Genomic DNA, 12880 nt, shown 5'->3' on the forward strand with positions numbered 1-12880 from the left:
AGTGTTTTATACTGTCCGACTTTAACCATTCATAAATGGAAAACTTAAATATAACTGTATAACCAACGCATTGGTAATATCAATAAAAAATGCACCAACTAGTGGCACAACCAAAAATGCTTGGGGGGAAGGGCCATGACGAGAAACCAAAGATTCCATATTAGCAACCGCCGTTGGTGTAGCGCCTAAGCCGAACCCACAGTGTCCACCAGCCATAATTGCAGCGTGATAATTTTTTCCCATTATTCTAAAAGTGATAAAATAAGCAAATAACATGAGCATGACAGCTTGTACGAGAATCATAAATATCATTGGGCCAGCTAGGCTAACTAACTCCCAAATTTTAAGTGACATTAATGCCATTGCTAAAAACATTGAAAGTGCCATCGTACCCCATAAATCAATACACGCTCGGCTAATTTTATAGGTTTTAGTGAACTCGGTAAAATTGGTAATAACAACGCCTACTAATAATGGAATTAAAAAAGCAGGTAACACAACATCCACAGATTTTAGGGCTAAATAACCGATATTACCTAAATACATACAACTTAAAATAACAAATAAAGTTTCCATCATCTTTCTTGGCGTAACAAGATCATGATCATCAGGATCAAAGGTGATGGTATCGTCAAGTTCTTCGTGGTACGAATTATCGGGTTTCAAATTGTATTTTGTGATCAATCTTTTGCTGACGGGGCCACCAACAAGCCCACCTAAAATTAGACCTAAAGTTGCGGCCGCCATCGCTAATTCAAAGACACTACTAGGTAAACCATATTCATTAATGAATAAATCAGAGTATGTTGCACCATTGCCATGGCCGCCAGAAAGGGTAACTGAACCACCAATGAGTCCCATTAAAGGATCTAGTCCTGTAGCCATTGCTATCGAAACACCCACCGCATTTTGCACAATTAAATATAAGGTGGCGACACCCAGGAACAACAAAACTTTAGGACCACCTTTAATAAGTAACGCAAAACTTGCACCTAATCCGACCGTTGTAAAAAAAATGGTCATTAATGGTGTTTTAAAAGACATGTCGAATAGAAAGTTTACCTCAAAATATATATATAAAATGGCTGAAAGTATTGAGAACACAATGCCTCCTACCACAGGTTCAGGAATATTATTATTTCTTAAAAACATCACTTTACTATTTAAAAAGTATCCCGTGAAAAGAATTAATAAAGCGATTATAAATGTTTCTATTATTGATATTTCTAGTTGCATGTTATTCGTTGCCTTTATTTTTATGACACTTTTATTTTTATAGTGAATGAACTGTATGTTCAAAAACAGAGATCTGATTGTAAAGGGTAATCAACCAATAAGCAGTTCAAAAAGTTAACAAAAGCATAACCAAAGGTTCTAATCAATCAACTATCGCATATATAAACGCTTACTTTATGATAATCTTGATTGTACATAACTTTAGGTTATAGGGTTCGGATATTCTAGTAATGGTATTGTTGAATGACTTTGGGCAAGGTGAGTTTAATAAAAAAATGATCGGATATAAATATTCGACAAAAATGACCACAATTAAATTATACAAGGTGGAAGAAATGAAACAACAAGCGAAAAAATCATATAAATTAAAGCACTTAACCTTATGCGTTATCACGGCATTAACAGCCCAAGTTACTTTTCAAGTTCATGCCGAAGAAACATCAACTGAAGCAGAAGAAAAGAAAGTAGAGCGAATTAGTGTTATTGGCTCTAACGTTAAACGTGCTACTGATATTAGTCCATTGCCCGTAACAACAATGACGGCTGCGGATATTGAAAACTCAGCTGCAATGTCTGGAGATGAACTACTACGCTCCATTCCACAAATGGGCTCTGTTAATTTTGGTGAAACTACCGGTTCTTCAAACGTCAATGATGCCCGTGGTGATGTTGGCTCATTCAACCTGCGTGGTTTAGGTGCTGGTAATACCTTAGTATTACTTAATGGTCGCCGAATGGTAAATCATCCTGGTACACAATCTAAATCAGGCGCTAACAAAGTACCTGTAAATACCGTTAACTCAAACACTTTACCTGTTTCAGGCTTACGTTCATTAGAAGTGTTGCGTGATGGTGCTGCTGCTGTTTACGGCTCGGATGCTATTGCTGGCGTAGTTAACTATGCGCTTGATAGTGAATATGTTGGTAACAAAGTGAGCCTTAGACATGGTGGTTCTCAAGGTACACCATTAAATGAAACAACTTTTACTTATTTAGGTGGTGTCGAGCTTAATAACGGTCTTTCTAACCTTGTTGGATCTTTAAGTATTTATAACCGTAACGGCATGATGGCAACAGAGCGTCCATATTCGGCAAGTCACGATAGACGCGAATACGCAGGGTTACCTGAAGAATTTATTGGTGATACACAATTAGATAATCGAAGTTCAGATACGCCTTGGGGCGAGTTTGACAGTGATAGCTTAGGAAGATTTCATTTACAACCTGACACTTTATCAGGTTGTGTAGATTCAGCACTGACAGTTGAAAATGTTTGTGTTGACCAGGGCAGTTCCGGTAGAGATATCCGTTTTGATCGAGGAACCACTCGTCCTTTATCTTCAGATGCAAAAAGAGTTAACTTTTATACTCACTTTACGCATGAAGTTAATGATGATGTTGAGTTTTTTGCGGAAGGTATTTATTACCAAGCGGAATTGACGAATCAATCAGAGCAAAATCATAACGGCAGTAAGCATCGCTTTAATATATCTGCAGATGCCTTTTACAATCCATTTGGCGAAGAAGTAACTTTACGCAGATATCGTCCTACTGATATAGGGCCAAGAACAGTTACGGTTGATGACAGTAGTTTTCGTGTACTTGCCGGCTTTAAAGGTTATATGGGAGCATGGGATTGGGAAAGTGCTGCATTTTATAGTGAAGCCGAAACGAATGACCGAAGCACACGTATTGATGTAAATGCCTTTGAAAAAGCAGTGAACAGTACAGATTCAGCCACCGCATATAACGTTTTTGGTGGTGGTGATGTTAACAATCCAAATACTATTGGTAATAGAACTTTAGTGTCTCCATCAATCAGCGACCAGTTTTTAATTGAAGCGCATACTTTATCGCAAACTAGCCTTGCGTCGATTGATTTCAAAGCAAGTAACCCAGAAATTTTCTCTATGCCAGCCGGTGACGCTGGGCTTGCTGTAGGTATTGAGTTTCGCCGTGAAACTTACGACAGTGACCGTTCAAAATATGTAGACGGAAGCTTGCCTTTTATTGATGCTTCAGGTGTTGTGAATGAAAGCTCATTGTATGGAAGTAGCGCAACAACTGATTCTAGTGCTAGCCGTAATGTAGGTTCAGCTTATGCAGAGCTTATCGTGCCATTAATTGACAGCGGTGATCAGTATGCTGAAGTTCAATTAGCAGCACGCTATGAAAATTTTTCTGATGGCGGTGATGCACTTAAACCTAAAGTTGCTTTATTTTACAAACCGACAGATTGGTTAAGTGTGAGAGCATCGTATGCTGGTGGCTTTAAAGTACCTGGCTTACAACAAAGCTCTGAAGAAGCAAGCATGCCACGTCGTTCTTCTAAGTATGACCCTGTAACTGATGAAACCTATGCGGTTATTGATAACCGTCAAGGTAATTCAGACCTTGAGCCAGAAGACAGTGTGAATACCTCTTTTGGATTCGTTCTTGAACCGACTGATAACTTAACGTTCACTATCGATTATTGGAATATTGACCAAGAGAATCTCGTTTTTCTTGCTCCTTATGAAACGGTGCTAGCGCACGATTATGTGATACGTCAAGACGGAGGCACTGGTAATTCTAATGTTATTCGTGATGGTGAACTAGTTGCTAGCCAAGTAAATAACCGATATATAAATGCAGCAAGCCAAGAATTGACAGGTATTGATTTTGGCATAGTATATGATTTTGAAACATCATTTGGTGATTTTGAATTTAACATTAATGCAGCACATTTAACTAAATATGAAACATCTGTTGATAGTCTTTCTGCAATCGTACTTGAAGCACAGAAAAATTTAGATAAATATCCTAACCTTGCAGAGGTAGAAGTTGCAGGTGTCGGCGATTTAATCTTAAAAGATGGTAATCCTGAATGGCGTGCTAAATCGTCGTTAAACTGGAAACTTAATCAATGGGGAGCTGGTATAAGTGTTAATTACGTCAGTGAATTTATTGATACCAGTGCAGATTATACCAATGATGATGAAGTAAAAGTGTTTTTACCGATTGCTAGTATGACAACTGTAAATGTATATGCGTCATATAAATTTGGTAAAGGTAGCCCTCTTGAAGGTACATACGCACGTTTAGGTGTTCGAAATATTGCTGACGAAGAGCCGCCATTAGCAGATAACTTCTGGCACGGTTACTCAGGAGATTACCACTCAAACCGTGGTCGTTACGTTTATTTAAATCTAAGTAAATCATTTTAAATATTAATATTTTCTTACTGTAAAATAACAAAGATGGCTTGGCAAATCACTTTAGCCGAGCCATCTTTATATTAACCATTCAACTTTAAAGATTAATTATGAAAAAATTATTATTTATTTGCGCATTGTCATTTTCAGTCTTATTACTTGCCGCTTGTGCTTCAAATGATGAAAGTATTAATACGCAAACATGTAATTCGGGCAATGTTATTTTAACCGCTGATTTTTCTGCAGGACGTATGGATGAGTGTAAGTCGCTTGGAAATAACGAGTATTTAATCCAACTAAAACCTGAAAATACTCCTATTAACTCAAGCCCATGGTATGCATTTAAAATACAAGCCAAGCAATCAGCAATGATTAAAATAACGATGATAGTGAAGGGGGACAAACACAGATACCTTCCTAAAGTTAGCCAAGACGGACAAAATTGGAAGCTACAACCCCATAAAATTAATGGTAAACGACTGATCATGAATATTGAAGCATCACCAAATGCGATTTATATTGCGGGTCAAGAAATTATCGATAACCAATACTATATAGATTGGGCGAATAAACTGATTAGCAACGATAACATCGGTCTTGATGTATTGGGACAATCGGTACAAAAACGTCCTATTTACAAAATTGAATCAATAGGCTCTGGTAATGAATGGCTAGTGATCTTGGGGCGTCAGCATCCCCCAGAAGTTACCGGCGCTTTAGCGTTATTTCCTTTTGTTGAAACATTACTTGCAGATAACGATTTAGCTAAGCAGTTTCGTGATAAATATAACGTATTAGTTATTCCCAATATTAATCCAGACGGTGTGTTTATGGGGCATTGGCGACATAATGCCAATGGTTTAGATCTGAATAGAGATTGGATTAACTTCAGCCAACCCGAAACCCAGCATATAAATAACTATCTAAGGTCACTCGTAGCAAAAGGTGAAAAAATCAAATTTGCCGTAGATTTTCATTCAACACAGAAAGATGTTTTTTACACCATGCCAGTAAATTACGGCGTAGAAGAACCTTATTTTGTTAAGCATTGGTTAGGTCAATTAGACAAAGCCATGCCTAACTTTAGAGTATTACTGCAGCCAGGAAATACACCGAATAATGGCGTGTCGAAACAATATTTTGCGGATCATTATAATGTTCATGCTATTACTTATGAGATGGGTGATGAATCAAATCGTGAAAACATTAAAATTATTGCGAAAAATGCATCAACACTATTAATGAGAACAATGCTGTCGAACACTAATCATAATAAAGAATAGGTCAGGGTTAATGAGTCAGAAAATGATTAAACAAGTATTAATAACGGGCTGTTTGCTTAGTTTATTTTCTTGTTCTTTTGAACCGAAAGAGCAGGTTGATACCTTAATTAAAAATGGCCAAGTTTACACAGGTATCCATGGTGAAGCACAAGCATTAGATATCGTACTATGCGGTGATATTATTTGTGGTGTTTATCCACAAGGTGATCATAACGTAATTGCTAAAATAGTCATTGATGCTAAAGGCAAAGTAGTTAGCCCAGGTTTTATTGATCCACATACACATAGCTTAGCAGAGCTTTATAGTCAGGATAAAAATCATAATTTAAATTACCTGACCCAAGGCGTAACGACGGTTATTAATGGAAATGATGGTGAAGGTCCCGTCGATATTGCAAAAGCAGCTGAAGACCTCGAAGCTAATGGTATTGGTACTAATGTTGGTTTACTCGTTGGTCACGGCAGTCTGCGTGAAGAAGTAATGGGCCGAGCTCAACGTTTTGCAACAAAAGAAGAGCTTGACGAAATGTCGCTATTATTGACGAAAGCAATGGAGGCTGGCGGGCTAGGTTTATCAAGCGGGCTTTATTATGTACCGGGAAGTTTTGCCAATACCGAAGAAGTCGTAACGCTGGCTAAAATTGCGAGTAAATATGGCGGGGTTTATGATACGCATTTACGCGACGAAAGTACTTTTAATATCGGTTTAAGTGCAGCAATCGACGAAGCTATTCATATTGCAAGTGCAGCGGATATACATCTTCACCTTGCTCATATTAAGGCGTTGGGTGTTGATGTTTGGGGGCAAAGTAAAAATGTCATTGAAAAAGTAGAGCAAGCTCAAGCGAGCGGTTTAAGTATTTCAGCTGATCAATATCCTTGGTTAGCTTCAGGCACTAAATTACACAGTGCAGTAATGCCCAAATGGGTCATGGCTGATTCAAAAGAAGCCTTTTATAAACGATTAAATGATCCTAAGTTAGCGGAAAAACTACGTAGCGAAATTACTGAAAACATTCGCCGGCGCGGTGGACCAAAATCATTATTGATCACTGCTTTTAAAAACCAAGAGCTTGTTGGATTAACTCTAGCTGAAGTGGCAAACAAAAGATCATCAGACGCAATTACTACAGCGATTCAATTAGTACAAGAAGGTGATGTTCGTGTTGCCTCTTTTAATATGTCGCCACAAGATGTTGAAAAATTCATGATACAACCTTGGGTGGTTACATCGTCAGATGGAACTAATGGTCATCCAAGGAAGTATGCGAGCTTCCCTAAAAAATATCAAAAGTATGTTGTTGAAAAGAAACTACTTACTTTAGCTGACTTTATTAAAAAAAGTTCAAGTCAAACGGCTGAAATTCTTGGTTTAGACAATAGAGGGAAATTAGTTAAAGGCTATAAAGCTGATATTATTGTATTCAATCCAAAAACCTTTAGTGCGAAGGCTGACTTTTCTACTTGGAACCAATATTCAACAGGGATAGAGCATGTGATGCTAAATGGTGAATTAGTCATTCATCAAGGAAAGTATTTGAAAAAGCTTGCCGGTAAATTTGTTAATTAACTTGCTCATTAGTTAATAACAGTAATACGTAAGTGGAAACCATAACGTTATTAAACCTTAGTTCAATAACGTTTTTTCTCATGATGAATTAATTACATCTCCTGTTATCACAGGACGGGATCTAGACAATAATAAAGCTGTTAAATCGTATTAACACTAAAGTTTAAAAATCTTTAAAAAAGTTGTTTTGACATTTACAACCAAGTCCGCCCAAAAGCAATCATTCAATTTCTTAATTATACCCTAATATATAAAAGGGCGTTATATCGTCGCTTTCATAAGTAGACAGTGAGGGTTTAACATGTGCATCACTTAATGTACTACGCGTAAAAAATGAATTGGCTGTTTTCTTATCTTCAGTTGTTTCTCCATCATTATTAGTTGTTGAATTTTTCATTATTGCCTCTGTTTCATCATTAATAGGGTATGACTTATCCTCACTCAATTCTCTCAACATTAATATTTATAAAATTTTGGTGATTCATAAATGAAGGCTATAGGTAATGCTAATGAGTTTAATCAGGTTTAAGTCCATACCCTTAGGTTATAGGGATGTTTGTTTTATGAATAAAAGTTTCAATGAAAAATCTATATAGTAGTACATGTTGATTGTTTTAAATTAGGAGTTTTAATGAACAAGTTCTGGTCAGTTTTATTATTCATGGTAACGGTAAACAGTTTCGCTAACGATACTTTTGTTATTAATGGCAAGGTAAATACCGAACAAGGAAAATCACTTGCTGGTGTTGATGTGCAGGTGGGAGATAAAAAAGTTACCACAAACCAGAAAGGCACATTTGTTATTCATGCTAATATTTCTGATAGTTACCAAATTGTTTTATCCCATCCTAATTATTTCTCTAATGTTCAAACATTCAGCCATTTTGAATTATCGCAATCTCTAGATAAAGAGAAAAACATTAGTGATATAACTTTAGTTAAAAAAGCGAAAAATCGGGTTATGTTGGCCTTTGGTGGCGACGTTATGATGGGACGACGGTTTTATAAACCTTATTTTGGTGATGAAATATTGATACATCCAGATAATAAAGCAGCAGATAGTCGCGCTATTGTCTCGCATATTAAACCTTACATGAGTATCGCAGATTACGCTGCCGTTAATTTAGAAACACAAATTGCCGATGAAAAACCGACTGAACGAGCACCAAAGTCAGTCACTTTTTATTCTCAACCTGAAATATTAGATGCGTTAAGTTGGGCAGGTATTGATTATGTATCCCTCGGTAATAACCATACTTATGATTATATGGATTCAGGATTACATTCTACGTTAAAGTTTTTATCTCAAAGTCAGTTGGCTTATTCTGGTGCAGGTATTAATGAAAAGTCTGCCTTGAAAGCCCATGAACAAAAAATAAAGAACAATAACTTTTCTATGCTTGGTTACGTAGGTTGGGAAGGTAGCGCAAATCCCACACAAACGGCAAATAACGATCATGGTGGTGCAGCATATGGCTCAATGGAAAATATGTTGAGTTCTGTGACCAAGCAAGTCGAAAAAGGTAATATCACCATTGTTCAGTACCATGGTAGCCAAGAGTACGCCAATAGCCCTACAGGGGTTACTGAACAACGATTGAAATCTTCTTTAGATGCAGGTGCAGCGCTAGCGATAGCCCATCATCCTCATGTTACTCAAGGTTTAGAGCTTTATGACAATAAGTTAATTGCCTATTCAATGGGGAATTTTATATTCGATCAAAACTTTAGTGCGACTCAACATAGCTTTATTTTGTATGTATGGCTTGATGGTGAAAAATTTCATCGCGCAGAAATAGTGCCTATTTATGTTAAAGGTTATAAACCAACACCTGCAACAGGTACTAATCGCTATACGGTAATGAAACGCCTTAAAACATTGTCTAAAATTCGTAATACGGAAATAACCCAATCAGGAGGTCACGGTGTTATTAACGCTAATAAAGTTTTAGATACAGTTCAACCTCAAGACACATCAAAAACACAACTAACGTTTAGCGCTAATGAACGTGTTACCAGTTTATATCAATTGCCATGGCAAGCACCTATCACACAAATCGTTTTACCTAATAACAAGGTTAGTTATCGTTTAGGGACAAACCTTATTAATGGCAGTGACTTTGAAACCTTTATGCTTTTTGATAGCCCTGAACGCGGTTGGTTATTTGACCGAGAAAGTACGTCGATTAATGATTTTGGTGCAAGTGGACAACATAGCTTATCGATACAATTAAAACCATTACAGAGCAATACTTTTGGTATGCAGAGTTTTAAAAGAGTATATAAACCAAGTAGTCCGATGACATTAAAAGCAAAATTCAATGTACAAACTTCGGTGAAAATCAATTTCTATTGGCAAGGGCGAAAAACCCGTCAAAAACTGTTTGATGCCTTTGAAAATGGTGAAAAACATTTAATTGGCTCAATAGATTTAAGTGAAAATACAGAATGGCAAAATGTTGAAATAGAGTTTGATTCACCACGAATTGGCTATAAAAGTTATCGAGTCATTGCTCAAGCTATTCTTGAAAATGGAGATGAGTTAACGCTTAATATTGATGATTTTGCATTGATAGAATGGCAAACAGCTTATAGCAAACAGGTTGAACCGAGTAATTATAACAGTCAAAGCGCTCAAGCATCGTATTTAGGGATTGACCGTTTTATTGAACAACCTATAACGCTAAAGCATTAGATTAGGAAGAAACCTTTGTTTTATATAACGGAAATAGTAGACAATATTTATGATTAATATTTCAGAACCTGAGCTACTTGATGCGGTAAAATCGTTGTTAAATGACCAGCGTTTCGGCTCTCAGTTACAATTAACGCGTGCGTTGTCATTACGTGGTTTTGATAATATTACACAAACACGAATTTCACGCTTATTGAAAAAGGTGGGCGCAATAAAGTTTCGTAATAACAATAATGACGCTGTTTATCGGTTGCCATTAAAACAACACATTCCTCGAGCTAAACAGTCTATTGACTCTGTGATTCTAGAAATCAAACACAATCATATACAAATAATTATCAAAACGGTTATTGGTGCAGCGACATTGATTTCAAAGATTGTTGAGGATATGGGCGAGCGCTTAGGAGTTCTAGCCTGTATGGCGAGTGATAATACAATATTAGTCATTCCATGTGACGTGAGTAATATTGAAGAAACAACAAATAACCTTATAAATTATCTAGATATGAATTGCGATAGTTAAGTTTCATGCCTTAGATAGTTAACGTTTAACTATCTAAGGCATTCATATTATTAGCCTTAAGACTGTAAGTATTGATAAAGCGCTTTAAGCACCTTCATTTTTCCTGCATCGCTCTCATGTTCATGCGCTAAATTTTCTAACGTGATCATAAACTCATCAGCACTTAATAAGCCTTTGCCACCAAACTGAATTTTGTCTTGGCAACGCTGCTGCCACTTTTGTTGTTCAGCACTGCTTAAAGTTAATGGATAATTTCTGGCTCGATATAAAAATAATAAAGGCATTAATCGTTCATCTTGAAAAATAAACGGGTGAGTCGCTAATTGTTCAGGTGAAAGCTCACGTAGAATATCCATTTGTGCTTTGTCACCGTGCGAAAAGAAATTACCACCATACAGAGAGTGCTCAGCGTCTGGCTTTGCTTGGTCGCTATAGTCTTCGGCAGCAAATACTTCCGCTAATTTATCTCTTACTTCTAAATGCTGTTTTAACTTAGCCAAATTTGCTAAACAAAGTTCGCGAGGGATCTTCAAACGTTCGGCATTTTCAGGCAATAATGTTTTTGCTGGCGCAACAATAGGGCACTTGTTGAGATGAATAAGTTTTATGGGAATGGGTAATTCGTCATCGGCTAATTCATCGTGTCGAGTATACAATCGCGCTTTGATTTCATCGCTACTTAAATCAAATAATGGCTGTGGATCTAACGCTAAGTCTACAGCGATAATGGCATTTTTATTAACCGGATGATAAGCAAAAGGGGCGAACCAGCTGGTACAGCCGTGCTCCGATGAAATTTTACTTGAGGTATGCACAATCGGCGTCATATTATAAACGTCAATTAATTCAGCAACCTGCTTTTTATTTCTCAGATTAAAAATAAAATCATAAAGCTTAGGCTGTTTTTCTTTAATCAACTTTGCCATCGCAATAGTGGCATAAACATCACTCATCGCATCATGCGCGGCTTCATGAGCAATGTCATTGGCTTTAGTTAATAACTCAAGACGAAAACTAACCACTTGTTCGCCATCTCGCTCAACGGTTGGCCAGTTTATGCCTTCTGGGCGAAGGGCATAACAAGCTCGTACCATATCAATAATATCCCAACGAGAATTACCATTTTGCCATTCCCGTGCATAAGGGTCGTAAAAATTACGATAAAGCAGGTAACGGGTAAATTCATCATCAAAACGAATACTGTTATAGCCAGCAACGCAGGTATCAGGTTGGGTAAATAACGTATGAATACGTTCAGCGAACTCAGCCTCAGATAAACCCTCTTGCTGAGCTTTCTGCGGAGTAATACCCGTAACTAAACAAGCTTCCGGCTGCGGAAGATAATCTTGTGGCGGCCGACAATAAAACATTTCTGGTTTGCCAATAATGTTTAAATCATGATCGGTTCGTATACCGGCGAACTGAGACGGTTTATCAAACTTCGGTGATATACCGAAAGTTTCATAATCGTGCCAGAGAATCGTAGGCTGGTTCATAGTGTCACTCTGTGTAACGTTACGTTCTTTGTTGTTCATATAAATCAACTATTTAACTCTGTTGTATGTGTTGTTGTGTAACATTGGATATCATCGTGTTTTCTACCGTTATAAATAAAAGTGTCCCATTTGTGTACCCATGATAAAAATTATAAGGTAATAAAAATGGCACTAAGTGATTCAAAATTAAATCTTTATTAAATAAAAAACAATCCAAACGTTTCGATATAGCTGACCGTGATAGTTTAAGTGTACGTGTTTCGGAGTTCTGTACCATTACTTTTCAATATAGTTACCATGATAAACCATCTCGCATTGCATCGGGACGTTATCCTGATATTTCATTGAAAAAAGCGTGTGAGAAGATACCAGAGTTACGACAATTGTTAAATGATGGTCTTAACCCAGCTGTTCAAACAAAACGCTCTAAAGCAACTCGAAACGAAACGTTAGATGAATGTATTGATTGGTTTATGGAAAAGCACGTAAAAACTTTAGAGACGTCTTACAGGGAAATTATCAGTCGACACTTGTTCTTCATGGTGAAAATGCTTTTAAATTTCCAGTAGAAGAAGTAACCATTCCAGAAAGGTTTTAGTTGTTTAATAGGATTACTGAAAATCATTCAGCTATTACCAACCATGATGTTGAATTGCAATTAGAAGGTGATGAGTTAAATAATGGTGATGAATTTGGTTACAAAAAGAATAAGTGGGTTGAGATTATGCAGGCTGCTCCACATAAAATAACTAAAAAACCTAAAGCTGAGAACGTTTTTGATGAAACCCCTAATAAAATAAGATCAGAAATTTTAGCTTTATTTAAAAGTGAAGTTCGCCTTACTGAGGCGGGAGCATCTACTTATTATTAAATGATAAAAAGA

Annotated in this window: 10 protein-coding genes; 7 read left to right on the forward strand and 3 right to left on the reverse strand. The window is 36.8% G+C overall.

The genetic code is table 11. The features are described from left to right. Nucleotides 1-21 precede the first annotated feature (21 nt). Complete coding sequence (gltS, locus tag H4J75_RS06400) at nt 22-1236, reverse strand: sodium/glutamate symporter (protein WP_182216851.1); 1215 nt, start codon at nt 1234-1236, stop codon at nt 22-24. A gap of 335 nt (nt 1237-1571) precedes the next feature. Here gltS and H4J75_RS06405 point away from each other — a divergent pair, with 335 nt between their 5' ends. From H4J75_RS06405 to H4J75_RS06415, 3 genes are all read left to right on the forward strand, one after another. Continuing rightward, a complete protein-coding gene (locus tag H4J75_RS06405) occupies nt 1572-4442 on the forward strand; it encodes a TonB-dependent receptor domain-containing protein (RefSeq protein WP_182221658.1) in 2871 nt (956 codons plus the stop codon). Nucleotides 4443-4540: 98 nt separating this feature from the next. After that, the gene (locus tag H4J75_RS06410; protein ID WP_182221659.1) at nt 4541-5713 is read left to right on the forward strand and encodes a M14 family metallopeptidase; all 1173 of its coding nucleotides are present in this window, start codon (nt 4541-4543) and stop codon (nt 5711-5713) included. A 10-nt stretch (nt 5714-5723) separates the two neighbouring features. Further along, entirely contained in the window at nt 5724-7283 is a 1560-nt protein-coding gene (locus tag H4J75_RS06415; protein ID WP_182221660.1) for an amidohydrolase family protein, read from the forward strand. A 232-nt stretch (nt 7284-7515) separates the two neighbouring features. Here H4J75_RS06415 and H4J75_RS06420 read toward each other — a convergent pair whose 3' ends face one another. Next, nucleotides 7516-7680 carry a hypothetical protein gene (locus tag H4J75_RS06420; protein ID WP_182221661.1) on the reverse strand — a complete coding sequence of 55 codons (165 nt, stop codon included), beginning with the start codon at nt 7678-7680 and terminating at the stop codon, nt 7516-7518. Nucleotides 7681-7914: 234 nt separating this feature from the next. Here H4J75_RS06420 and H4J75_RS06425 point away from each other — a divergent pair, with 234 nt between their 5' ends. After that, a complete protein-coding gene (locus H4J75_RS06425) occupies nt 7915-9978 on the forward strand; it encodes a CapA family protein (protein ID WP_182221662.1) in 2064 nt (687 codons plus the stop codon). A gap of 49 nt (nt 9979-10027) precedes the next feature. Further along, nucleotides 10028-10501 carry an ArgR family transcriptional regulator gene (locus tag H4J75_RS06430; protein WP_182216839.1) on the forward strand — a complete coding sequence of 158 codons (474 nt, stop codon included), beginning with the start codon at nt 10028-10030 and terminating at the stop codon, nt 10499-10501. A gap of 56 nt (nt 10502-10557) precedes the next feature. Here H4J75_RS06430 and sbcB read toward each other — a convergent pair whose 3' ends face one another. Continuing rightward, on the reverse strand, nt 10558-12036 hold the full coding sequence (gene sbcB, locus H4J75_RS06435) for an exodeoxyribonuclease I (RefSeq protein ID WP_182221663.1): 1479 nt from the start codon (nt 12034-12036) through the stop codon (nt 10558-10560). Between the two features lie 146 nt (nt 12037-12182). Here sbcB and H4J75_RS20485 point away from each other — a divergent pair, with 146 nt between their 5' ends. Together H4J75_RS20485 and H4J75_RS06445 are read left to right on the forward strand one after the other, a co-directional pair. Further along, nucleotides 12183-12566, forward strand: coding sequence for an Arm DNA-binding domain-containing protein (locus H4J75_RS20485; RefSeq protein ID WP_182221725.1), 384 nt, complete (start codon nt 12183-12185; stop codon nt 12564-12566). Between the two features lie 29 nt (nt 12567-12595). After that, nucleotides 12596-12868 (forward strand): hypothetical protein, encoded by a 273-nt coding sequence (locus H4J75_RS06445; RefSeq protein ID WP_182221664.1) that lies wholly within the window; start codon nt 12596-12598, stop codon nt 12866-12868. Nucleotides 12869-12880 lie beyond the last annotated feature (12 nt).

The sequence above is a fragment of the Colwellia sp. BRX10-1 genome, from assembly GCF_014077545.1.
Lineage (GTDB): Bacteria > Pseudomonadota > Gammaproteobacteria > Enterobacterales > Alteromonadaceae > Colwellia_A.